Here is a 24,719-nt window from a genome sequence, read left to right on the forward strand (position 1 = left end):
GCCTGGCAAATTATGCGGGGTCAGAGTTCTCGGAGCGCTCTCCCGACAACCATCGGGACACTGTGTGGCTAAGGTAGCCAATCTATGCCTAAAGTTTCCATTATCGTTCCCTGTTACAACGAGCAAGCCACGATTCGACTCTTGTTGGATGCTCTGCGCGAGCAGACCTTTCCTCGCTCTCAAATGGAAGTGATCGTGGCAGACGGCTTGTCAACCGACAACACGCGCGAGGTGATCGCCGGGTTTCGGAGCGAGTTTCCCGATCTGGATGCGCGCGTGGTGGACAATGTGAAGCGCGCGATTCCCTCGGCGGTGAACCGCGCCATCGAAGTGTCGCGCGGCGAGATCATCGTGCGGCTGGACGCGCATTCGAAGCCGTACCCCGATTATGTGGAAAATTGCGTGAAGGCGCTCGAGGAGAATCGCGGCGACAACGTGGGCGGCGTGTGGGAAATTCACGCGGGCGCATCAGGTTGGGTCGCCGAATCGATCGCGGTTGCCGCGGCGCATCCGCTCGGCGTGGGCGACGCGTTGTATCGTCATGCGAAGCAAGCCGCGGAAGTGGACACGGTGCCGTTCGGTTCGTTCAAACGGACGTTGATCGACAAAGTGGGCATGTTCGATGAGACTTTGCTCACGAACGAAGATTACGAGTTCAACGCGCGGGTGCGGGAGGCGGGTGGTAGAATCTGGCTCGATCCGTCCATTCGCTCGATCTACTTTGCGCGCGCAACCTTGTTGGAACTGGCGCGCCAATACTGGCGTTATGGATTTTGGAAGTGGCGCATGTTAAGCAAATATCCGAACACTCTTCGTTGGAGGCAGGCTCTGCCTCCGTTGTTTGTCATCAGCCTGGCGGGGCTGGCGTTGTTGTCATTCTTTTTCCCGCTGGCGAAATTTCTTTTGCTGGGCGAGATACTCCTGTATCTTTTTATCTGCTTGCTGGCGGGCATTCAAGCGCGGTTGCGGATGAAAAAAAATTTCTTAAGTGTGGGGTTGCCGTTGGCAATTCCCATCATGCACATTGCGTGGGGGAGCGGGTTGTTATGGAGCATGCTCGCTTCTGGTTTTAGAAAGAATGGCTGAAAATCTTCGAACCGCCCCGTTGCGATTACGCCCCAGCGAACACCGCACTCTGTTGTTCCTGGGCGATCTCGTATTGTCCATCGTTTCCGTGTTCGCCGCATTATCGGTGTGGCGGGCGTACAACTACAACGTGCAATATCAGGCATTGCTGGCTGAAAAACCCCCGATCCCCGAGCCGCGGATCGTCGCGATTCTCAATACCAGGGTGGATATCGAAGTCCCGTTTTGGTTTTACCTCCTGCCGGTCTTGTGGATGCTTTTGCTGGTGGATTTATACGAGCCATCCATTGCGGGGAGCGGGCGCAAAACAACGCGCGGCATTGCCGTTGCCGCGTTCATCGCGTTGGCGCTGTACTCGTTCGTCTTTGTGTTTACTCAAGACCCGACCAACCTGCCGCGCGTCGGCGTTGGCGCATACCTGATCTTCGCCTCGCTACTTACCCTTGCCTGGCGCATGATCTTCATTCGCATCTACAAACGGACGGGGCAGTTGCGCCGCATGCTCATCATCGGCGCCGGGCAGGCGGGGAAGACCCTAGCCCAATTATATGAAACGCTTGGAACGCGCTCGTTCAATCTGGTGGGTTTTGTCGACGATGACAACCAGAAAGTTAGAAAATCTTTTCACGGTTCGAAGGTACTCGGCTCCAGCGATCGATTGCTCGCCTTGATCGACGAACACCAGGTGACCGACCTTGTCGTTGCTATTAATGGCGAAATACGGGGAAAAACGTTTCAAGCCATTTTAGACGCGCAGGAAAAAGGCGTCGAAGTCATGCGCATGCCTATCCTCTACGAAGAGATGACCGGGCGGCTTCCCATCCATCATCTTGAATCGGATTGGATCATCCGCTCGTTCGTAGACGAGGTACGGGTGAGCGGGATGTACGAACTAGCCAAACGCGCTCTCGATATTGCGGGTGGATTGGTGGGAATCGTAGTCCTGCTCTTATTATTCCCGGTGGTTGCCCTTGCCATCGTTCTCGATAGCGGTTTTCCCATCACCTATAAACAGACCCGCCTGGGAAAAGGCGCGCGTCGTTTTACGATCTACAAATTCCGTTCGATGCGCCAGGATGCGGAACAACAAGGCGAGGCAAAACTCGCCGAGAAGAACGATCCGCGCGTCACGCGCGTCGGCGATTTTTTACGCAAGACGCGGCTCGATGAATTCCCGCAATTCTGGAACGTGTTACGCGGCGACATGAGTCTCGTCGGTCCGCGCGCCGAACGCCCCGAACTCGTCGCCGCCTTCCAAAAGCAAGTTCCGTTCTATCGCGCGCGTTTACTGGTCAAGCCCGGCGTCTCAGGCTGGGCGCAGATCAATTACGGCTACTATGCTAGCGTCACCGAGATGGCGGTCAAACTCGAATACGACCTCTACTACATCAAACATCGCTCGCTAACGATGGATTTGCAGATCATTCTCCGCACCATCGGCACCATGCTCAGGCGCACGGGACGATGATGAAAACTCTCGTCACTGGCGGAGTGGGGTTCATCGGTTCGCACATCGCAGAGACTTTGCTCGCGCGCGGCGATTCGGTGCGCGTGTTGGATAATTTCACCACAGGCAAACGAGAAAACATCGCGGCGATTGCGCAGGATGTCGAGATCATCGAAGCCGACCTTCGAGACGTTTCGCGCGTCGGGGAGGCTGTGCGCGGCATGGACGTTGTTTTCCACTCCGCGGCATTTGTCTCCGTCCCGCAATCTATGGAGCAACCGCAAGAATGTTTCGACGTTAATGTAGGCGGAACACATCTCCTGCTCGAATCGGCGCGACGCGCGGGCGTCAGGCGCGTTGTCCTCGCTTCAAGCGCGGCAGTCTATGGCGAATCCGATGCGTTGCCTCTCCTCGAAGAAACTCCTCTGCAACCAAAATCACCTTATGCGTTGTCGAAGCGCGTCAACGAGATGTACGCCGAACTATTCACAAACCAATTCGATCTCGAAGTTGTCGCGCTCCGCTATTTCAACGTCTATGGTCCACGCCAACGCCCCGACTCGATGTACGCCGCGGCAGTCCCGATCTTCATTCAGAGATTATTGGATGGAAAACCTGTCACCATCTTCGGCGATGGCGGTCAAACCCGCGACCTCATCAACATCCGCGATGTTGTCCGTGCCAACCTGATCGCATCCGAACACCCAAACGCCGTAGGGAAAATTTTCAACATCTGCACAGGCATCGAAACGTGCCTGCTCGACTTGCTCGACGTGTTGTATGCACTCTTCCCCAGCGCGCCGCCAACCGAAATCGCTCTTCCCCGCGCAGGCGACATCTACCGCTCCGTCGGAAGCCCGCAAAAAGCAAAAGATATAATTGACTTCAAAGCAACCACATCCCTATCCGAAGGTCTAAAAGAAACCGTCGAATCCATGCGCCAACAATCTCCAATCTCTAATCTCCAATCTCCAATCTCTATTCTCTAATCCTCTATTCTTCTATTCCTCTAATTCTCCAATCCTCCAATTACCAATTACCAATTACCAATTACCAATTACCAATTACCAATTACCAATTACCAATTACCAATTACCAATTACATGTCTTTCTCCCGCCCCCCTCACATCCGCAACCGCTTCGTCCTCATCGGCGACATTGCCCTCATCATCGTCTCGGTGCTGGGAAGTTTTGCCCTGCGGCTGAACGTGGAGGAATTGCCGTTTTATTTTCCCGCCGTTGTGTTGATGAGTGTGGTCGCGCTCGCAATCAAAATCCCCGTTTACTATTTCTTCGGTTTGTATCGCCGCCTATGGATCTACGCCAGCACAGGCGAGTTGCGCTTGATCACCGTCGCAGTGACTACCGCCTCTGTCCTCACCTCAGGCGTGATGGCGCTCCTCATCGTAACTCGTAACGTGTATCCTGGAATGCCCCGTTCTGCTTTAGGCATTGACTGGCTCCTCTCGCTCGTTCTCATCGGCGGCTCGCGCTTTGCATTGCGAATCCTTGCCGAACAATCCATGTCCGCGCGTTCAAGCGGAAAAAGCAAACGCGCCATCATCATCGGCGCAGGCGACGCGGGCGCGTTGGTTGTTCGTGAATTACAAAAAACGTCGCAACTCAATTTGATTCCCGTCGGCTTCCTCGACGACGACCCCGCCAAACAAAAACATTCCATTCATGGAATTACTGTCATCGGGGCGGTCAACGATTTAGCCTCCGCGATTGACCTGCATCATGTAGACGAAGTCATCATCGCGATTCCCTCCGCGCCCGGTCAGCTCGTGCGCGCGATCAACGACGTTTGCCGCGTCAAAGGAATCCCCTCGCGCACGATGCCTGGCATTTATGAACTCATCGGCGGCAAGGTCAGCGTTAACCGCCTGCGCGAAGTGGACATCACCGACCTGCTTCGCCGCGAACCCGTGCGCGTCAATGACGAAGCCGTCGGCGCGGCGCTTGAGGGCAAGCGAGTCCTCGTCACGGGCGCGGGCGGCTCCATTGGGCGCGAACTCTGCCGACAGATCGCGCGCCGTAATCCATCTGAACTTGTTTTGCTCGGTCACGGCGAAAATAGCATCTTTGAAATTCTGCTCGAACTGAATCAAGAGTATCCGAATCTATCTCTCTCGCCCGTCATCGCCGACATCCGCAACACCGAACGACTCGCGCAAATTTTCGCGCAGCATCAACCGCAAGTTGTCTTCCATGCCGCCGCGCACAAACACGTCCCGTTGATGGAGGTGAACATCGTCGAAGCGGTCACGAACAACGTCATCGGCACGCGCAACGTTGTCCAAGCCGCGCTCAGCCAAAACGTCGAACGATTCGTGCTCATCTCCACCGATAAAGCCGTCCGCCCGTCATCCATCTACGGCGCAACAAAACGTCTCGCGGAAATGATCGTGCTGGACGCCTCATCGCGAAGCATCCCTTTGGGACGATCCACGCCTCACGCCTTTTCGGTAGTCCGCTTCGGCAACGTCCTGGGCAGTCGCGGCAGTATCATTCCCATTTTCAAAAATCAAATCGCGGGCGGCGGTCCCGTCACGATCACGCATCCCGACATGTATCGTTTTTTCATGACCATTCCCGAAGCGGTCTATCTCGTGCTTCAAGCCGCGTCGATGGAAAACGGTGGCGAAACGTTTGTGCTCAACATGGGCGAGCCTGTCCGCATTCTCGATCTCGCCGAAGACCTTATTCGACTCTCTGGACTCGAGCCGCATCGCGACATCGAAATTTCATACACGGGCATTCGCGCGGGCGAAAAATTAACGGAGGAACTTTGGGATGAGGGGACGCCGCTTGCGAAGACTCTGCACCCCGACATCTTCCGCCTCGACGCAGACGCTTCTTCCTCCGATTTGAACCTGCCTCAAGTCATCGAGCGACTCTCATCCCTCAGCCATTCCAACGACACCGACGCGATGATCGCACTGCTCGACGAGTTGATTCCAAATTCATCCATCCGCGAACAATCAGAGTCAAAGGTCACAGGTCAAAAGTCATTGCTGACCTTCGACCTTTGACCTTCAACCTTCAAGCCGCATGATCGTTTCCCTCACCGACTGGAGTCATTTCCTCACCCAACATCCCAACGCCCACCTCCTGCAAACAGGCGAGTGGGGTGAGTTGAAGTCCGCGTTTGGGTGGAAGCCTGTGCGAGTGATCAGCGGAAATATTGGCGCGCAAATTTTGTTTCGCAAGTTGCCGTTGGGGTTCACGGTTGGGTATATTCCGAAAGCAGTTATCAGTGATCAGTTATCAGTAGGCAGTGAGCAGTTATCAGTGGGCAGTGAACAGTTTTGGAAAGAGGTCGATTCGGTTTGTCGAAATCATCGCGCAATCTTCCTCAAACTCGAACCTGATCTTTGGAGTGACCCACAACCTGAAACATGGAACCTGAAACTTGAAACCTCCCCTCACAACATCCAACCTCCTCGCACTATCCTCATCAACATCAAAGATGACGAAGACACGATTCTGGCGCGGATGAAACAAAAGACGCGCTACAACATCCGCCTCGCCGAGAAGAAGGGCGTGACCGTCCGCGCATGGGACGATATCGAATCCTTTCACAAGATGATGCTCGTCACAGGCGGGCGCGACGGGTTCGGAGTCCACTCGTTGGAATATTACAAACGCGCGTATGAACTCCTCCGGCCAAAGGGCCTTGGCGAAATCCTCGTCGCTGAATACGAAGGTAAACCTCTCGCGGCGTTATTCGTCGCCCGAAATGGAAACCGCGCGTATTATCTTTACGGCGCGTCAACGGATGAAGAACGCAACCGAATGCCAACGTACCTCCTGCAATGGGAAGCGATGAAATGGGCAAAAGCGCGCGGATGCGAAGAATACGATCTCTGGGGAGTCCCTGACGAAGATGAAGCGACCCTCGAAATCAATTTTGAATCACGTCACGATGGCTTGTGGGGAGTCTATCGCTTCAAACGCGGATTCGGCGGAGCGCATAGCGTCAAACGCGCGGCGCAGGCAATGGATCGAGTGTACAATCCGATTCTGTATTGGGCGTATCTGAAATTCATTGGGAGTCGCGGCGAATAATGCCACATTATTGTTTTCAATGCGGATCAAAGTTGGAAGTTCGTCATATGGAACTCCATGATCGGGAAGTTTGTCCTGCGTGTGGTTGGGTATATTACGCTCAATTGAAAGTCGGCGCAGCGGTCTTGATTGAACAGGACGGAAGGCTGTTGTTGTTACGGCGTAGCTACGAACCATGGACAGGAACCTGGATGACGCCTGCTGGATACGTCGAAGCAGACGAAGATCCAAGAAATGCGGCGATCAGGGAAGTTTACGAAGAAACAGGCCTAGAAGTGGAACTCGGTGAATTATTCGATGTTTATTATTTTGACGATGACCCGCGCGGCAATGGCGTCACTTTTGTATATCTTGCCGAAAAAATTTCAGGAGAAATAAGAATCAACGGCGAATCCAGCATTGCGAAATATTTTCATTGGCGGGAAATTCCTGCTGAATTATCTAAAGGCGCGCACGATAAGATGATTATGGCATGGCGTATAAAGGCACAACAGCGAGAATCATAAGGCAATGGTAAATCTTTGGAACAATCTGATCTCTGATCTTCCCAACCCGCACTTCCTCCAAACCTACGAGTGGGGACAGGTGAAGGCGAAGTATGGGTGGAGCCCGTTGTATGCGGTGTGGGATGCGGATGGAAAGTGGAAAGTGGAAAGTGACCCGAATCTACTTTCTACTTTCCACTCGCCAGTTGCGGCGGCACTGATTCTGAAAAGACAAATCCTCCAAAACAACTTCGCCGCGCGGTTGTCTATTTTATATTCGCCGAAGGGACCGCTCCTCGATTGGACGAATGAATCGCTTCGTAAGCACGTGCTGGATGACCTGCAGTCCTTTGCGAAAAAACAAGGTGCGATCTTCTTGAAATGCGATCCCGATGTCGTGCTGGGAACGGGAGTCCCTCACAGCGCGGATGATGCCGAAGATAAAAACGGATCAGCCATCATGTCCGAGTTGAAGCGGAGGGGGTGGGGGTACTCGTCGGATCAAATCCAATTCAAGAATACGGTCGTGATCGATCTCCATTCAACCGAAGATGAACTCCTCGCGCGGATGAAACAGAAGACGCGCTACAACATCCGCCTCGCGGAGAAGAAGGGCGTCTCTCTGCGCGTAGGCAATTTGGAAGATTTGGGGATGCTTTACAAAATGTACGCAGAAACCTCCGTGCGCGACGGCTTTGTGATTCGCGATGAAGCATATTACAAAACGGTTTGGGAATTATTTATGAAGGCAAACCAAATCCAATTCTCTAATTCTCCAAATTCTCAATCGGATTCAGAACAAGCCTCCAGCCCTTCGACTTCGCTCAGCGCAAGCCTCCAATTCTCTAATTCTCCAATCTCTAATCTCCAATCACCAATTACCAATTATCGCGAAGCATCCCCGTGGGACCAATTACCCCATGCCGAACCTCTCATCGCGGAGGTAAACAACCAACCCGTCGCCGCGATATTTGTTTTTTATTTCGCAGGTCGCGCATATTATGTGTATGGCATGTCGCGCGACGCGCACCGCGAAAAGATGCCGACATATCTCTTGCAATGGGAAGCGATGAAGCGCGCAAAGTTGCGTGGATGCACAGTCTATGATCTGTGGGGCGCGCCCGAAGTGTTCGATGAAAGCGACTCGATGTGGGGAGTCTATCGCTTCAAAGAGGGACTCGGCGGCAAGGTCGTCCGCACCCTCGGCGCGTGGGATTTTGCGCCAAATCAATTTTGGTATCGGATGTATTCGGATATCATGCCGCGCGTGTTGGATGTGATGAGATCGCGCGGAAGGTCGAAGACCAAGCAGAGTTTAGGGGCTTGATGATTTGCTGGTCGAGTAGTCCCGCGATGCTCGTCGCGGGACGTATCGAGACCAGATGGTATTGAAGAAAACTTCTTGTAACAAATTTTTCTTTACGGCGTGGTGGTCTCGATACGGGCTTCGCCCTACTCGACCACCGAGTAGGATTAAAAAAAGGAATCATCATGAACAAAATCCCTCGATTAAATTTCGCCCATCTCCCAACACCCATCGAAGAACTCCCGCGTCTATCGGACGTGTTGGCTGGTCCGCGCATCCTCGTCAAGCGCGACGACCAGACGGGACTCGCTTTCGGCGGCAACAAGACTCGCAAGTTGGAGTTTCTCGTTGCGGAGGCGCAGAAGCAAGGCGTGCGGACGTTGATCTCTGGCGGCGCGTTGCAGTCGAATCATTGTCGGCAGACTGCGGCGGCGGCGGCGAAGTATGGATTCGATTGCATCCTCGTGTTGAACGGAGAGATGCCTGATAAACCGTCCGCCAATTTGTTGTTGGATCAATTATTCGGCGCGGAAGTCGTGACGATTGCCGATCGCAATGAACGCGACCGCGTGTTGAAAGAGACATTCGACAAAGCCGTTGCGGATGGACGCAAGCCGTATCTCGTCCCGTACGGCGGGTCGAGTCCGACGGGCGCGTTGGGGTATGCGTTTGCGATGGAGGAGTTGATGGAGCAAAATAAACATGTTGATTGGATCATCTTCGGCACATCCTCAGGCGGAACGCACGCGGGACTCGTATTGGGTCAGCGCGTGTTTGAGTTCAAAGGCAAGGTGTTGGGAATCAGCATTGACGAGTCGGAAGAGTGGTTGAAGAGTCGCGTGTCCAAACTGGCGACGGAGGCGAGTGAAAGGCTGGGGGAGCGGATTCGGTTCGAGTCGGCTGAGGTGTCTGCAAATGCCGACTACTGCAAGGCAGGCTACGGAGTCCTGACTGATGCGGAGCGCGAAGCGGTCAATCTGTTTGCGAAGTACGAAGGTCTTCTACTTGATCCCGTCTACACAGGGCGCGCGGCGGCGGGGATGATCGATCTCATCCGCAAAGGGTATTTCAAGAGCGAGGAGACTGTGCTATTCTGGCACACAGGCGGACAACCCGCGCTGTTCGCGGAGAAGTATGCGAATATTCTAAAAACCTGACAAGTCTTCGCGTGTATGTGCCTGCCAAGGAAAATTGTCCACGCGTGGATTCTTTTAGGCGATGGCGCGGAAGAGGCGCTTCGACATACTCAGCGCGTCGCCTGTCAGGTTTGTGATTAAAAAAGAATTGAAAACGGATTTTTCTTGAATCTCCTCACCCCTTCACATACGACAACTTCTCGCAAATCAACCCGTCCCTCAACTTGAACACATCCACCCCGCGGACGTGACCGTCGCCCCAGGTGTACGTCCAACGCATGACGCAGTGGATGCCGAGACCGAAGATTTCTTCGATGTCAATGTGGGCGTTTGGCGCTTCGCGGAAGAAATCTTCCCAAAAATTTGTCACTGCATCTTTGCCTGAGTACCTCGTCCCATCTGGGGAGGGGGATGTGTTCTCAAAGACTGTGTCGTCTGTTGTCAACTTCATCATGCCTGCGATGTCGTGACGATTGAAGGCGTCGTTGAAGTCCATCACGGTGCGGACTGAGGATTCGATTTTGGACATGCGGGTTGGGGTCATGGGGAACTCCTTTATTTCAATGTCACCCTGAGGAAGCGTTTTTCAGCGACCGAAGGGTCTCGATAGTTGCGGTAGAGATGCTTCGCTTCACTCAGCATGACATGCTTAAAGTTCTTGATGCAGTTGCACTGCTTCGAGCCTGCGATAGCATAGCATGGTGTTATTGTTGCGGATCTTCTTCTCTCAACCAAATATCTTGCGCGGGATCGTAGCGTAGAAAATAATCGGTTTGGATGCGTTCGGTGCCTGCGATCAAATTATAGTTGAATGCGGAGCCGCGCACGAACATTTCATCGGCTTTGCGGAAGACGATGCGGCGCGCTTTGTCGTCGCCATCCGCGCCCCAGCCAGCCATCGAGAATTCGAAGCGGGGTTTGCCGCGAATCTTCCCATCGTTGCCCAGCGCCACCGACCACACTTCCGATTTGCGCGTGAGACCAAAATACAAGCGTTTGCCCGCGATGCGGTTGAACACGCCCAGCCCGAACGCGTCAACATTTTTTAATTGCGATTCGACTTTGCCCGTATCCAGATCAACTTGATAAATGATTCCCACTTCGGTATCTTTGCCCGAGCCATATACCGAAGCGGCATACAAGCTGTTCGTGTCGCAATCGTACGCCAGCCCGATAATGCCGAACGGATTTTCAGGCGGCATCGGCGCGGCAAATGGCAGGCGGATGTATTCCGCCAGTTCGCCGGTGTCCGTGTCCACTTTGTAGATCGTGTTTTGTTGTTCGGGCGGATTATCGTACAGATTGACGCGCGGCGCGGGCGCGACGTAGATGTTTCCCTCTCCGTCGTTGACCGGCGTGCCGAGATAGCCCGCGTCATCCCACGTGGGATGCTGGTACACGTGCGCAAGCGGCTGCCCCACTTGAAGCGGACGGTCGTAGATGAATAGTCCCTTCAGCGTTTCGTTCGTGCTCATGATGGCGGAATCGTCGTAGCCCATATCTTTGGCAAACTTTGGCGTGGACTGACAATACGTCACGCCGCCGAGACCGAAGCCCGGCGCGAGTTTTTCCTCCGAGGTGTTGACGGAGTAGACGATGTATCCCGCCACGCCAACAACCAGCGCGAGGAGGATGCCCCACAGCCACCACTTGCGACGGTCAGCGCGTTTTTGTTTTGCTTGTTGTTTTTTCTTGTTTGCCATTGAGGTCTTCAGTGCCGCAAGATTTATCTTGCGATTCATGGATTGGTGTCAGCCAAAAGCGCAAACTGAAGTTTGCGGTACAGGTTGTATTATGCGATTCATAGATTCGTGTCAGCCGAAAGCGCAAAGTGAACTTTGCGGTACGTTATGGAATCGGCACGAACATGGGACCCATGTAGCAGGGATATTCTTTTGCCGTGTAGACGCCGCGATCCAAAACGGATTCTGCCCAGCAGTATTGTTCGCCGGGCGCGCCGTCGTTTTCCACTTGCGGAACATACCACAAGATGAGATTTGCGCCTTCGATGGATTCGTTGTCAATGAATCGTTCGGGTCCCTGCTCGTAATTCACGTTGCAACATGGACCGATGGTGATCATATCCGAATCGCCTTCGTCGCGGTCGGGGTGGTCGAGGGTCACGTAGACGAAGGCGTTGTCGCCGTGACCCTCGTCGCCGAATTGTCCGCGATCTGGTTCGATGTAAAAGCCCGCGCCAGCCGCATCTTGGAAGCGATATTGATAGCCCTCGTCTGTCGGTTCGGAATCGGACTGCGCCTGCCAGCCTTCGGTGGACCAGGTTTCCCAGGCCGAGTCGGCATAAGAGGCGAAAGAATTTTCACCGGCGAGAGCGAGGCGAAGCACGGGTCGGTACGTCCCGTTCGTCCCGCATCCGCGCCCGATGTTGCCAGCCATCACGCGGAAGCGTCCATCGGTGTAGAAATCGAAGCGTTGGACGTAAAAATAACTGCACGGCAGGGGCCATTGCTCGCCCCAAAATTCCTGTTGGAGACGAAAGCCGACGACCTCGCCGTTCTCGATGATGTCTTCGACAGTTGGACCTTGGAACGCGACGACCGCGGCTTGACTGAAAATGGGACAGCCGACCGCGTCGCTGTAGCCGAACGCTTCGGTGGTGGAGTAACTCACGTGCCAGTCCACGAGTTTTGCGCTTTCGAGGATGGCGCGACTCTTGAACTGCACGTCGGAGATGCGCAAGCCGTCTGAACTGGTGAGGATGAAGTCCATGCGCCAATCGCCATGTTCGAGCGCGGTGGACTTGTTGCAATATAACTGCGTGACGATGTCGTCTTGCAAACTGCGTTGCGTGACGGCGGGACCATATGTGCCGACATCCGTCCAGCGGACTCCGACAAGGACGCCATCGGTTAAGTCCACGATTGCCCAGAGCGCGCGGTCGCCGTCAATGAACGTGGGCGCGAGGCAAAGATGCCGCGAACGTTGACAGCGCGTGAGGTTGAGCGCGGTCTTGGTGTTTTCCATGCGGGCATCGTCGCCGTTCGGTTTGTATCCCAACGCGGCGATGACTTCGGGCGATTCGCTAGCGATCTGCACAGCCAGGTCAACAAGATATTGCGGGGCATCGGGCTGGGTGTCTGCCATTTTCATCACGGCTAGGAGGGTTTTATCGGTGACGCTCACGAACCCAACGGTGGTGAGATTTTTTGCGTAGTTGTACATCTCCACGCGATAGCACTCGGCTTGACCGCATTGGGCGGTGACATCAGTGATGTCGCTTTCGCGCATGGGATACACGCCGAAGATCTCGTTTCTTAACGCCGCGCCAGTGGACACGTCCCACAGGTCGCCTTGAAAGCGCGGATCGGTCATGGCGATCTCTTGCGCTTGCGCGCGCGGCGCGTCCAGCCCGATGAGCAAAAGGATCGGGAGCGGTTGTTGCAAAACATTCTGCACGAGCGTCGCTTGGGCTTCTAACGCGGGGAGGGGATATTGCTGTGGATTGATCGTCGCGCGCGGCACGACCGCGCCCGGCGAGGCGGGGGTAGTTTCGCTGAGGGAGGCATTGCAGGATGTTAGTAAAACGGTGAGGATTGCGGCAATTGCAAAAACTGTACGAGTTCGATGTATCACTTGGCGCTCCGAATGTTCGATTGACTTGGCTTGAACATTGGGAGCATTTTAACTCATGTTGCAATTTTCTCGATTGATAGTGGGAAGCGCCCAACGGCGCCACCCGAAAAAGAAAAACCCAACGTCTTTTTCAAGACATCGGGATTCCTCCGGCGATTTTCCGCTCTACAGCTTGACACTTTTGTTCATCGATACACGCACGGATTGCGGCGCTAGCCTTTCCCAGCTAAGGAAATGTTACTGTGTATTGGATGCTCGAACTGATAAGCAAGAGAACCCCACCTATTATTAAGAGGCGTCTTCGGCCCTGTTGGGAATAAAAAACACGATTTACAATGTTGTCTGCATCCTCCCAAAGGTGAATGCAGTATGCGGCTCCATAAATAAATAACGCAAAGAATGGAATACCACAAATGTAAGGAGCCATATTTTCAGGTATAGCCTCCAGCATGTCCAATATCGGCCAAAATACCACCGGAATATCAATACCATCCAATGAAAAAAGTATTGCGGGCACGCCGAGTAAAAGTATCAGCCATGAGACGCGAAGGAAAAAAGCAAGTATGCTCGAGCTAATTGCTTTCATTCTGTGTTCCCCTAGTATTTCCGGAGTCATAAAAGCGGCCGAAACAACGCTAATAATCAAACTTAACCTATTTAGGAATAAGTGTGTCTCTGGATCCATAAAGTCTCCTGTTTGGGATCACTATAGCAAACTGGCATTGACCTAAGTACCGAAAGCAAGACTAATAGTCTCCTCTATTGCTCATTTACTATGCGGCTAACGAGGCTGTCGAAAAACCGATTTGGTAGAGAGCCTTCCGTGCCGAGAGTCTCACCGAGAGATCAAATTCTCGCGTGGTAAGCAAGTTTCTGTTATTTCGTTCGGTCAGGGATCAGTCGGCGCTTCCAAAGGCGTGGATCCTGCCAATGTTGTGGACCAGAGCGAACCGCGTCTGCGTCGATTGTACATCCACTTTCAATTATTTTCTTGCTTCTTCCAAATGCCCGCCCGCCTCTGCCTGATTCAACACCTCCAGAATTGTCCTCGCCAACTCCCGCGCCGCGAACTCGCTCAACTCCACTGCCACGCGGGCGGAGGGTCCTTTGGATTCGTTCACGAAGTCAATGTTCAGCGCGTGTTCCATCGGCGCATTGAAGGGATGGTCGTATGAGACGTTGGCTCCGTTGAGCGTGAACCATCCGCTCGCGCCTTTGCCGCTTCCGTCAATCTTCACTTTTTCGACGATCATGGTGCACATGGTGAACTCTTTGTCCATTCATATTCGGTGGTTGAGTAGCCCCGCGCGTGCTGAGCGGAGTGGCGCGTGGTGTTCGCGCCACGAAGACGAAGCATCGCGGGACGTATCGAAACCACCAGTCCGTAAAGCAATTTTTGCTACAAAGGTTTGTATGCGTACCTGTGGTTTCGATACGCCCTCGGCTGTCGCCTCGGGCTACTCAACCACCGGGTTTTTCATGAAAGATGCTTTTCACAAAACGCAAAAACTTTCTCCCAGCCATCCATGGCTTGGGCTTGACGATAGGCGGGGCGGGTGTAATAAAAGAATCCGTGACCCGCGCCGTCGTAGCGATGGAATTCATACGTCTTGTCCTGCTTCTTCAATTCAGCCTCATGCTGGTTGACTTGCTCCGGTGAAGGCGAGGTGTCGTCATTGCCGAAAATGCCGAGCAGCGGACACGACAAGTCCTTGGTGAGAGCCAGCGGCGAGACCGGCGTCTTCTCGTTCAACTGATCGGGAGTCATCACGACCCGTCCGCCCCAACAATCAATGGCGGCGTTGAACTCCGTTGTGCGGCATGCCGCGAGATACGCATGACGTCCGCCTGAACACGTGCCGAAGATTCCGATCCTGCCGTTGACGTATGGCAACGTGTTGAGATATTTTGCCGCGCCCGCCAGATCGCCGACTACCGACTCGTCCGACACGCCTCCCTCCGCTCGTACTTTTGCCGCCACGTCTTCGGGCGTCCCATGCCCCGCGCGGAAGTACAGATTCGGCGAAATGGTCACATACCTGTGATGCGCGAACTTGTACGTGAACTCGCGATACAACAAGTCCCAGCCCGGCATGTGATGCGCCAGCACCATCGCGGGAAATTTCCCGTCACCGAGCGGACGCGCCAGAAACGCGTTGATGCGGTCTCCGTTCGCGCCGAGCATTGTCACAGTTTCGGCATGAATGCCTTCGTTCATGTCAGTCGTGTACATGCGGGCTCCTTGTAAGAAATTCGACACCGACCTATTTATGCGCCGGCTGGTTGCTGAACCCAAACGCATAGACCTTGACCGGGCGGTAATCGATCCCCAGGTTTTCCACGCGGATGGTGTGCTCACCCGGCTTGAACCCGGTGATTTCGATGTAGCCTCCAAAGTATGCCAGCGACTTGCCAAGCGAGACGGTCGAACCGCGCCACACTTCCACGCCATCGAATAACACGCGCGCCGAGCCAAGATACCCCGACCCCCAAAACTGCACGCCAATCGAGGTGAATGGAAGTTCTGTTGTCGCTTCCAACCAATCGCCTTTCCACCACAACACGCGATGCGTGCCATAAGGGATGCTATTTTCGTGATACCGCAGTTGAATCCCTTCCGGCGAGGCGACATTTTGATCGTTCGCCGCCACAAACACATCGGGGCGAACATCAAAGTAATGACTATCTCCCGGCAGGATGGTCACGCTGACGGGCAGGTTGGCGGCAATTTCATTCGGCGGAATTGTCGAGTCGGAACAGCCTGCCACTTCATTGCCGACGCCGCAAGATTTCCACGGTTGCTTCGTCAGGTTTTCCTTTCTCAGGTCGAAAGCGCAACCGTCTTCAACGACTGAGAAATTTAATTCCCCGTTTTCAACCCTCCATTGATATTCGCCGACATCCTGCGGACAGAGGGGGTCGTTGAACAGTTTTACGCGGTCGCCCTCCACAGTAAATGATGCGATGCTTGTCCAATTCGTGATCTGGTAAAAGATTCGCATCGTGCCTTTGTCGAATTGCAGACGCCAGATCCCGCCGGCGGGGCGATAATCCGCGCAACGGTAGCACGTCCAGAATTGCGGCGGCGATTCGTCTAACTTGGCAAAAGCGCCATCCAGATCAGACACGGTCGCCTCGGGCAATGGAAATGCGTGCGGGTACGGCGTGGCTAACAGCAATTCATCCCAAATGGTTGTCGATAACACGCTCGTCGGCGCGCTGGTGGCGGGCGCGGGGGTTGCCGAACGGCTTGCGCAAGCCGCTATAACGGACACAAGCAAAAGCAGACAGATTATGCGCGGGTTGTTTTTCATGGGATATCCTTTCACAGCCGACTGATATAATGTCGAAATTATATTCCAAATATCAGGATAAAACTAACATGCAGGAACGCCTTCAAAAAATATTAGCGCAGGCTGGATACGGATCGCGCCGCGCCTGCGAGGACTTCATCACCGCGGGACGTGTCCGCGTCAACGGACAGATCGCTTCTCTCGGCGGGAAGGCTGATTCGGCTGTGGACAGGATTACCGTCGATGGAAAACCCATCGCCGCCGCCGAGCGATTAACGTACATCGCTTTGTACAAGCCGCGCAATGTGCTATCCACAGTGGAAAAGGAGAGGGAAGACGATCGGAAGACCGTGCGCGAATTGGTGGATGCGCCAGGACATCTCTACCCTGTCGGCAGGTTGGATTTTGAAAGCGAAGGTCTCGTGTTGATGACCAACGATGGCGACCTAACCAACCGCCTCACACACCCGCGTTTTGGACACGAGAAAGAATACCGCGTCCTGTTGGCGCGGCGTCCGGACGAGAAACAACTCGAAGCGTGGAAGCGAGGCGTCATTCTCGAAGATGGATACAAGACCCAGCCGGTCAACGCCCGCTATGAGACCGGTCAAGGAAAAGGCGCGTGGGTGCGCGTGGTGATGGGCGAGGGCAGAAAGCGGCAGATCCGCGAAACCTGCAAGCAGTTGGGCTTGCCGGTGGTGAAAATTTTACGCATCCGCATTGGCGAACTGCGGCTCGGAAATCTCAAACCCGGACAATGGCGCGCGCTTGATCCGCGCGAGGTGGCAGAATTGAAGGGAAACTCTCCCGCAAGAAGAACAAACCGGCGTTGAGCCGGTTTGTTGTTTTCAGCGCGTTTTTGGCGCGGAGTGGGGGACCTGTTGGAAGCCTCTCAGGCGATCCTCAGCATTTCCGCGTCTCTGCGGTTGGGTTGCGTCACGCCAGCCCATTAACTGATCCGAATATCCCAAAACTTTTTCACAAACTTCCCCAGTTCGCGGCGAATGGCGTCTTTCTTCATGCCGATCACTTTGAAGGTGACCACTTTGGAATCGGCGTCGGGACCCGCAAACATGCCGAGCGAGATAATATTTCCTCCCGCGTTCGCCACTGCTTTGGTCAGCTTCCCCAGCGTGCCGCGCTTGTCGGGGATGGTCGCGGTGATGCGCGTGGCTTTCTGGCGCGCGCCCATCATCTCGAGGAAAATTTTGAACAAATCGGTTTCGGTGATAATGCCGACCAACTTGCCGTCGTTCATCACCGGCAAGCCGCCGATCTTCGAGTCTGCCATGATGCGGGCGGCTTCTTCGATGGGCGTGCTTACGCTCACCGTGCGCACCTTTTTGCTCATCACGCGGCTGACCGTTACTTTGCTCAGTAGATAGTTCATCTCCCACACGCTCAGCGTGGTGACCGGGGACGGCGAGGCGTTCAGCAAGTCCGTTTGCGAAACGATGCCAACCAGCCTTCCATCCTTGACCACCGGCGCGCGACGGATGTGTTCTTTGCGAAACATCGCAAGCACATCATTGATGGGCGCGTCCGGCGAGACCATAATCACAGGGCGAGACATTCGTTCACCGACTAACATGTTGCCTCCGTTTCTGGGTTTTTCACCCAACCTCATTATATGCCTTGAGAAGAAAAAGAACGTCACCAATGCGGAGTGAGTTAGGTCATATTCATATTTCTAACATAACCAGGACTTACGAAGTTGGCGGGCAGTTGTACTGCCGCCGCAGTGCAACTACGGCGCAACAGGTTCAAAGGCTATGAAGACTCAATAAAACCTTTCCTGGCAACCTTAGGACGATGCGCCTATTTTTTGCGTGTTCGCCTACTCGGCAAATTTTTTCAAGAGCCGCGCCATGTGCCGCGCGTGTTTGAGATACAGATCCAGCCGAATATTTTCGTTTGGCGCATGCGCCCGGGTATCGGGATGCCCCAACCCGGCAGTTGCTACCGGCAAACCCAGGTCATGCACGAACGGATAATTCGGACCGGAGCCGCCGATCATCGGGACGATCTCCATGGCGAATTCATATATTTCTTCGGATGTTTCCACCACGGTTCGCACGAAGGGGTGGTCTGGATCGGTCCGCGCGGCCGGCTCGCCGCCTAAAAAGTCGATGCGCACATCCTCAAACCCCTGCGCGTCGAGGTGGGCGCGAAGTTTCCTTACGATGTCCTCAGGCTTCTGGTCGGGCACGAGGCGGAAGTCCACCTTGGCGGAGGCTTTCGCGGGCAGAACTGTCTTCGCGCCGGGACCCTGATATCCGCTCGTCAACCCACAGATGGTGCATGTTGGCACGAAGACTTCTTCCATCTTGAGGTCGGTTCCGCCCGTCAGCCCCTTGATGAATTTTTTCACGCCGTAGCGTTGCTTGTATTCATCTGCCACATCCGGGAGCGCGTCCATCATTTCGCGGTCGCGTTGGGTGGGTTGTCGAACGTCGTCGTAAAAACCAGGGATGCGAATCTTCTCATCGGGGCCCTTCAGCGTGGATAGCGCCCAAACCAAGCGCCACGCCGCGTTTTCGAAGATCGAGCCGCCCAACCCGGAGTGAACATCGGTGCTGAGTCGCTCCACCGATAACTCAACATAACAGATGCCGCGCAACCCGAGATATTGCATGGGCACTTCGCGGTGGTCCACGCCGCCGAATTCCCAAATACACGCGTCGGCTTTGAGTTTCTCTTTATTCGCGCGGATAAAATCATGCAAGTGCGCGCTCGATGTTTCCTCCTCGCCTTCGATAATGAACTTGACATTGCAAGGCAGTTCACCGTCGGCGTCGAGAAGCGCGTCAAGGGCGAACAACCGGGAGGTGATGTGTGATTTATCGTCACTCACGCCGCGCCCGTAAAGTTTTCCCTCCCGCAAGGAAGGTTCGAAGGGAGGGGTCTCCCACAGTTCCAGCGGTTCGGGCGGTTGCACATCGTAATGGTTGTAGAACAGCAGCGTTTTATCCGACTTGCCCTTCCGCTCGCCGAACACCACCGGCGCGCCCTTGGTATCCATGACCTCCGCTGAAAAACCGCGCGCGCGGAGCATGTCGGCGACCATCGCCGCGCATTCTTTGAGTCCAACACCCTGTGCGCTGATGCTGGGTTGCGCCACCAGTTTGGACAATTCGGCGATGCTTTTGTCCATGTTCTTTTCGAGATAGGCGTCGATCTTGCTGAAGTCTGACATGGTATTCTCCTTTGAGGCTTTCAGATGTTTCTGCTGTGTTGACGATATGGCTTGGTAGGATCGATTATATCGAATCGGGGTGATGGTGACAGTCTCATTCCAATCCCAGGGCGATTTTCAAACTGTCGATCAACCGCTCTGTCCGAACCCTGCGCCCCTGCTGGTTGAGGTGATACGGCGTGTCGTAAAAATAATCATCAGGCAGGCAGAGTTGATCGAGATTTGTAAGCAGGGGTATCGTGGTCTTTGTTTTTAGACGATTAAAGAATCTGTCGAGGCTTTTCTTTCCCGTCCGTTCGCAATTCGTCTGGCGATGCGCCTGCGCTTCATAGTAGACTGTCGCACCTTTCGACAACGCATATTGATTGAAGTCCTCTAAAAACACATAAGCGTTCTCGATCAAGTTGATAGGGTAGACCGAGTCGGCGATTTCAAACTGTTTGTTTCCGTTTTCATCGAGATGACCGATGAAGTCGCCGTGTTCGTTAAAGAGGTCGCCAGAGTAGAAGTTGCGTCCCGATTCGTAGGAGAAGCCGTTGAGATAATAATTCAGCTGGCGGTTGACCTTGCGCTCCAGCATCATTGTGAAAATGGACGGCATTTGCTTGTAGGGGTCGTGCAAGTACCAAATCCGCTCTGGCGAGAACTCAACCCAGTCTGCCAGATATTGGGGTTGACCGTAGAACGACGCCTCGTCGGTGAAGTTGTAGTATTCAAGGCTGATAATGACGATGTCGCCTGCTCGAAGATCATGTTTTATTTCGTTCAGTGGCGCGATGCCTAATGCGACGTGCAAGCCGTCGTTGATGACGGGGATGCCGAGTTCTTGTTCCATTAACTCGCTGTCTATGCCGAAAGCGACGTTCGAGCCGCCGACGATGATGATGCGCGGAGAAGGGACGGTGCGGAGCAGATTCGATTTGAGCAGGCTGGCTTGGTAGAGATGCTTGTCGTCAGGAGGCGTGGCGATGAAGATTGCCGAAATTAAAATGACAACCAATACGACAACGAGAGCCGCATGTTTTAGTAATTTCAATACGTCGCTTTTTTCAGTCATTTTAGAATTGGAAGTAGATGAAGGCTTGTTCGACGCCAGTGTATAAAGTTCCTAACGCCAGAATGATGACAATCAATAACGAGTAGCCGATATAGCGGATTGCTGGTTGTTTGAGATTGAACTGCGCGAGAAAATCTCCGCGATGTTGCTTGGTCTCAATGTAAAGCAGGAGGATGAGAGCGAGAGCCGATAACGTAATTTCTGAGCGTGTCAGTTCGGTGAGGTCGTTCAAGGATGCAAAAAGCCCGTTTACGAACACCCAAAAGCCAGAGTGGATGACCTCTTGTGCCAAACTGGAAGTTTGGCGTACGAAGCCTGACCATCCGCTGAAGAGGTGGGTGACGATGTAGAGCGCGTCGGGGAGAGTCGAAGCGCGGAAAAAGATCCAGGCAAAGCAGACCAGCCCGAAGGTGGAAAGAAGCGAGAGACCGTTGTGGAGGGAGGAGAATCGTTTTGCGAATCCCGAATCGCCCAATTGAGTCCAGCGGGGTTCGATCCAATGATTCAAAATGATGTAGACGCCATGTAGCGCGCCCCAGATGACGAACGTCCAGTTGGCGCCGTGCCACAAACCGCTGAGGAGAAATGTGATGAAGAGATTGATGGCAGTGCGGCGCGCGCCCGAGCGATTGCCGCCGAGCGGAATGTAGACGTAATCGCGGAACCACGTGGAGAGCGAGATGTGCCAGCGCCGCCAAAATTCGGAAATCGATTTTGCAAAGTATGGGTGTTGAAAATTTTTCATCAGCCTGATGCCCATTACTTGCGCTGAACCGAAGGCGATGTCGGAGTAGCCTGAGAAATCGCAATAAATTTGAATCGCAAATGCGAGTGTTGCGAAGACTAGCGCGGGATCCTCGTGACTTGTGGGCGAGTCGTAGATCGGGTTGACGAACAACGCCATACGATCGGCGATGACCACTTTTTTGAACATGCCCCACGCCATCCATTTCAAACCGTCGGCGACGCGTTGATATTCGAAGCGATGCTCCTCGTGTAGTTGATGCAAAATGTTTTGCGGTCTTTCGATGGGACCCGCCACAAGTTGCGGATAGAACAATACGTACAGAGCAAGATAGCCGTAATGCCGTTCGGCTTTTTGGTGCCCGCGATAGACTTCGATGGTGTAACTCAATGATTGGAATGTGTGAAACGATAAGCCGATGGGCAGGATGATCGAAAGGTTCTCGATGGGATAGTTCCAGTCAATGAAGTTTGCCAGCGCGGCGATGTTTTCATTGGCGAAGTTGAAATATTTGAAGAACCCCAACATGCCAACGTTTGCAAGGATGCTTGCCAACAGAATCCATTTCTTTTTATTTCCCTGTGTAGTCTCGAGCCCGATGCCTGCGAAATAATCCACCGTGATGGTGACGAATAAGATGAGGATATATTTCGGGATGAACGCCATGTAAAAATAACAACTCGCCGTAAGCAATAACCCCCAACGGAAACGATGGGGGAGGAGAAAATATAAAGTTGTTACTACAGGGAAGAATACAAGAAAATGGAACGAGTTAAAGAGCATTGAGCGAGAACTCTATGTGCATATTGCGACGACGCGCCCGCTTACATAAACAACGACATGATAGACCACAGCGCGGAGGCGGTCAGGCACATGGTTATCATTGCAAAGGCGGAGGTTGTGATCCCTGCGGCTTTCGAGCGGATCCAGCCTGAAAGCCCGATGCCGCCGAGGAAGACGAAGATCGCGGTGACCAGCATGAGGAACCCGCCGATGCTGAGGTTGTCCAACTCGGCGCGGACTTCGTTCAGCTCCGCTGTGGCGGCGAACGATAAGATCGAGACGATCAACGAGTAAGTGAACAGCACCGTCGAAATCGCAAATACGATAATGCACGCGGTGACGAGTTTGCTCTTGTTTTCTGTCACAAGAAATTGGATCACGGCGGTCAAGCCGAAACCTGCCAGCAAACCTGCCAATGTGGCGAACGCGCCTGCCTCTGCTAAATAATTTTCTACGGTCATGCGATCTCCTTTTGCAGAACAATTCCGAAATGTTCTTTCAGTAAGCTTTGAAATTCGTCTTGCGATTCCAGCGGGCGTTTTACGCGCTCGCCGCTCTTTGTTATCGTCAGCCAATTGTCGTTCAGCGACACGCGCCCATCGTCTGTGGCGCGAGAGACGACGCTCCCTTGGGTGAAACTCGTGTTGGGAGAGGTTTGGTGATACAGGCATCCCGCTTCGTAATCTTGCGGAAACATTCGCGGCTCGGTGTCGAAAAAATATTGCCGCTCCCATGTGCTGTCGTAGTTTTTCTGCCACATGACAAATCCGTCAATAACTTTTTCCAGCCGATACGCTCTCAATCTCTGCGTTTGCTCGCCGTCATTTTCAAATTCGAGCGGCTCGGTAAACGAATCGCCGAAGCCCACATCTGCCAGCCATTGCGTGGACGAATTGGGAATCCTCACCAACAGCGCAAGATGATCGAACTCGATGCCGAGTTGACCTTCTTTATTGAACACGCGCCCGTTCAGATACGTGATCTCAAAACCGATCTGCGTCAACAGTCGCGCGAAACTTCCATTGAGTTCATAACAAAATCCGCCGCGCTCGTTGACGACGATCTTTTTCCAAAGCGACTCTTCGTCAATGCGGATCGGACGCTTCAACATGACGTCTAAATTTTCGAACGGGACTGTCCGCATGTGCGCGATGTGCAGTCCGCGCAGTGTATCGTAATCGGGTTGGATGGAACCTTGATACTTGATTCGATGTAGATATGTTTGGACGTCCATGCCGCTGAATTATAACGGTTCATTCGCAGGGACGGCTGGTTCAGTTTTCTTCGGGCGGCTTCACAGCCCGAAACTCGCGGAAGAGCAGAAGGTCGTAGATGATCTTCAATCCGCCCGCTAAAAAGAACGGGAGGCTCAACAACGCGGGGATGCCGAAAAAGAATCCTGTGAGCATCGGCGAAACGGACGCGCCGACGGAACGCGCGATGGCAGTGACGCCCGAAGCGGCGGATCGCTCGTCGGGGGCGACAACAGCCATCGTGTAGGATTGGCGCGTCGGCACGTCCATCTGCGAAATGCTGAAGCGGAGGAGCAGGAGTCCGATGGCGAGAGGAAGCGTCGGCATCAACGGCACGAGGATCAGGAGAATGTTCGAGGGGATGTGCGTGAAGACCATCGTGTTGATCAAGCCGATCTTGTTAGCGAGGGGTACGGCGAGCAGAGCCGAGATGCCCGCGAGGATGTTCGCGCCGAAGAAGATACTGCCGAGCGTGCCAGCGTCCACGCCGAAGCGGACGAAGAACCAAAAGGCGAACATGCTTTGCACGATGAAGCCGCCCGCGAATGCGTCGAGAGCGAAGAGGGCGGAGAGTTTGAAGACGACGTTACGGGAACGGTGGAGACCTAGAGTGGATTGCGTCCCTTCGACCTTGCTCAGGGCAGGACTGCGTACTTCGTATTGAGTAGGGACTTCGATGGAGGGCGAGAGGCGGAGAAATAAGAGGAGGAGGATGAAGCCGCCGAGGGCGTAGCCAACTAAAACGAAGCGATAGGATTCGAGCGTCGTCCAGCCGCTGAGTTGCAGGGATTGCGAGAGCCATCCGCCTGTGAGCGCGCCTGTGGCGGTGGCGAACGAGCCGACGAGGTTGTACCACGCGAAGAAGTGCGTGCGCTTTTCGTTCGAGATCAATTGCGTGAGACTTGCCTGCTCCACCGATAAAAACGGACCGATCTCGTTCCCGCTTGGGCTGATGACGCCGATGATTGCGGCGAGGGCGAGCAGGGCGAAGTTTTTCGTCAGCGCGAAGCCGATGCCCGCGCTCAGCATCAAGACCGCGCCGATGAGCAAGGTTCGTTTTCTGCCGAACCTGTCTGCGGAGGTGGTCAGCCACAACGAAATGACCGCGTCGCCGATGAGGGTGAGCGTGAAGAGCAATCCGATCTGCGTTTCGGTGAAGCCTGCTTCGGCGAGATACAGCGCGAGGATGACGGAGAGAAACCCGTAGCAGAACAAGCGGATGATGCGCGTGGAAAAGAGGAGGGGGATATTAGGATTCGTGTGCATG

The 24,719-nt window shown here is 54.0% G+C and carries 23 protein-coding genes; 9 read left to right on the plus strand and 14 right to left on the minus strand.

Annotated features, from left to right (window positions below; translation table 11 throughout):
* Positions 1-84: 84 nt before the first annotated feature.
* The 8 genes from IPM31_18245 (at position 85) to IPM31_18280 (ending at position 9,552) form a co-directional block, all read left to right on the plus strand.
* The gene (locus tag IPM31_18245) at positions 85-1,086 is read left to right on the plus strand and encodes a glycosyltransferase family 2 protein (GenBank protein MBK9008913.1); all 1,002 of its coding nucleotides are present in this window, start codon (positions 85-87) and stop codon (positions 1,084-1,086) included.
* Entirely contained in the window at positions 1,079-2,554 is a 1,476-nt protein-coding gene (locus IPM31_18250) for a sugar transferase (protein MBK9008914.1), read from the plus strand. The genes IPM31_18245 and IPM31_18250 overlap by 8 nt, the downstream gene beginning before the upstream one ends.
* Positions 2,551-3,522, plus strand: a complete 972-nt coding sequence (locus tag IPM31_18255) for an NAD-dependent epimerase/dehydratase family protein (GenBank protein ID MBK9008915.1) — start codon at positions 2,551-2,553, stop codon at positions 3,520-3,522. Before IPM31_18250 ends, IPM31_18255 begins: the two co-directional genes overlap by 4 nt.
* A 114-nt stretch (positions 3,523-3,636) precedes the next feature.
* Complete coding sequence (locus IPM31_18260) at positions 3,637-5,568, plus strand: polysaccharide biosynthesis protein (protein ID MBK9008916.1); 1,932 nt, start codon at positions 3,637-3,639, stop codon at positions 5,566-5,568.
* A 19-nt stretch (positions 5,569-5,587) separates the two neighbouring features.
* Positions 5,588-6,604 (plus strand): peptidoglycan bridge formation glycyltransferase FemA/FemB family protein, encoded by a 1,017-nt coding sequence (locus IPM31_18265; protein ID MBK9008917.1) that lies wholly within the window; start codon positions 5,588-5,590, stop codon positions 6,602-6,604.
* Positions 6,605-6,651: 47 nt separating this feature from the next.
* The gene (locus IPM31_18270; protein MBK9008918.1) at positions 6,652-7,110 is read left to right on the plus strand and encodes an NUDIX domain-containing protein; all 459 of its coding nucleotides are present in this window, start codon (positions 6,652-6,654) and stop codon (positions 7,108-7,110) included.
* Between the two features lie 4 nt (positions 7,111-7,114).
* Entirely contained in the window at positions 7,115-8,416 is a 1,302-nt protein-coding gene (locus tag IPM31_18275; protein MBK9008919.1) for a peptidoglycan bridge formation glycyltransferase FemA/FemB family protein, read from the plus strand.
* A gap of 164 nt (positions 8,417-8,580) precedes the next feature.
* The gene (locus IPM31_18280; protein MBK9008920.1) at positions 8,581-9,552 is read left to right on the plus strand and encodes a D-cysteine desulfhydrase family protein; all 972 of its coding nucleotides are present in this window, start codon (positions 8,581-8,583) and stop codon (positions 9,550-9,552) included.
* A gap of 154 nt (positions 9,553-9,706) precedes the next feature.
* Here the strand turns inward: IPM31_18280 and IPM31_18285 are convergent, their stop codons facing one another.
* From IPM31_18285 to IPM31_18315, 7 genes are all read right to left on the minus strand, one after another.
* Positions 9,707-10,075, minus strand: a complete 369-nt coding sequence (locus tag IPM31_18285; GenBank protein ID MBK9008921.1) for a nuclear transport factor 2 family protein — start codon at positions 10,073-10,075, stop codon at positions 9,707-9,709.
* A gap of 160 nt (positions 10,076-10,235) precedes the next feature.
* The gene (locus IPM31_18290) at positions 10,236-11,234 is read right to left on the minus strand and encodes a hypothetical protein (GenBank protein MBK9008922.1); all 999 of its coding nucleotides are present in this window, start codon (positions 11,232-11,234) and stop codon (positions 10,236-10,238) included.
* 145 nt (positions 11,235-11,379) lie between these two features.
* A complete protein-coding gene (locus IPM31_18295) occupies positions 11,380-13,125 on the minus strand; it encodes a hypothetical protein (GenBank protein ID MBK9008923.1) in 1,746 nt (581 codons plus the stop codon).
* Between the two features lie 226 nt (positions 13,126-13,351).
* Complete coding sequence (locus IPM31_18300) at positions 13,352-13,810, minus strand: hypothetical protein (protein MBK9008924.1); 459 nt, start codon at positions 13,808-13,810, stop codon at positions 13,352-13,354.
* 298 nt (positions 13,811-14,108) lie between these two features.
* Complete coding sequence (locus IPM31_18305; protein ID MBK9008925.1) at positions 14,109-14,405, minus strand: hypothetical protein; 297 nt, start codon at positions 14,403-14,405, stop codon at positions 14,109-14,111.
* A gap of 197 nt (positions 14,406-14,602) precedes the next feature.
* Positions 14,603-15,358, minus strand: coding sequence for a dienelactone hydrolase family protein (locus tag IPM31_18310; GenBank protein MBK9008926.1), 756 nt, complete (start codon positions 15,356-15,358; stop codon positions 14,603-14,605).
* Between the two features lie 31 nt (positions 15,359-15,389).
* A complete protein-coding gene (locus tag IPM31_18315) occupies positions 15,390-16,439 on the minus strand; it encodes a hypothetical protein (protein MBK9008927.1) in 1,050 nt (349 codons plus the stop codon).
* A gap of 68 nt (positions 16,440-16,507) precedes the next feature.
* Between IPM31_18315 and IPM31_18320 the strand changes: the two genes are divergently transcribed.
* Positions 16,508-17,251 (plus strand): rRNA pseudouridine synthase, encoded by a 744-nt coding sequence (locus tag IPM31_18320; protein MBK9008928.1) that lies wholly within the window; start codon positions 16,508-16,510, stop codon positions 17,249-17,251.
* A gap of 116 nt (positions 17,252-17,367) precedes the next feature.
* Here IPM31_18320 and IPM31_18325 read toward each other — a convergent pair whose 3' ends face one another.
* The 7 genes from IPM31_18325 to IPM31_18355 form a co-directional block, all read right to left on the minus strand.
* Positions 17,368-18,009: a CBS domain-containing protein gene (locus IPM31_18325; GenBank protein MBK9008929.1), complete on the minus strand. Its 642-nt coding sequence runs from the start codon at positions 18,007-18,009 to the stop codon at positions 17,368-17,370.
* 246 nt (positions 18,010-18,255) lie between these two features.
* Positions 18,256-19,614, minus strand: coding sequence for a M20/M25/M40 family metallo-hydrolase (locus IPM31_18330; protein ID MBK9008930.1), 1,359 nt, complete (start codon positions 19,612-19,614; stop codon positions 18,256-18,258).
* A gap of 94 nt (positions 19,615-19,708) precedes the next feature.
* The gene (locus IPM31_18335; GenBank protein ID MBK9008931.1) at positions 19,709-20,671 is read right to left on the minus strand and encodes a hypothetical protein; all 963 of its coding nucleotides are present in this window, start codon (positions 20,669-20,671) and stop codon (positions 19,709-19,711) included.
* 1 nt (position 20,672) lies between these two features.
* Positions 20,673-22,199, minus strand: a complete 1,527-nt coding sequence (locus IPM31_18340) for an MBOAT family protein (protein ID MBK9008932.1) — start codon at positions 22,197-22,199, stop codon at positions 20,673-20,675.
* Between the two features lie 41 nt (positions 22,200-22,240).
* Positions 22,241-22,660 (minus strand): hypothetical protein, encoded by a 420-nt coding sequence (locus IPM31_18345; GenBank protein ID MBK9008933.1) that lies wholly within the window; start codon positions 22,658-22,660, stop codon positions 22,241-22,243.
* On the minus strand, positions 22,657-23,433 hold the full coding sequence (locus IPM31_18350; GenBank protein MBK9008934.1) for an arylamine N-acetyltransferase: 777 nt from the start codon (positions 23,431-23,433) through the stop codon (positions 22,657-22,659). Before IPM31_18350 ends, IPM31_18345 begins: the two co-directional genes overlap by 4 nt.
* Before the next feature lie 40 nt (positions 23,434-23,473).
* Positions 23,474-24,718 (minus strand): MFS transporter, encoded by a 1,245-nt coding sequence (locus IPM31_18355; GenBank protein MBK9008935.1) that lies wholly within the window; start codon positions 24,716-24,718, stop codon positions 23,474-23,476.
* Position 24,719 lies beyond the last annotated feature (1 nt).

It is taken from the genome of Candidatus Defluviilinea gracilis (genome assembly GCA_016716235.1).
Taxonomy (GTDB): Bacteria; Chloroflexota; Anaerolineae; order Anaerolineales; family Villigracilaceae; genus Defluviilinea; species Defluviilinea gracilis.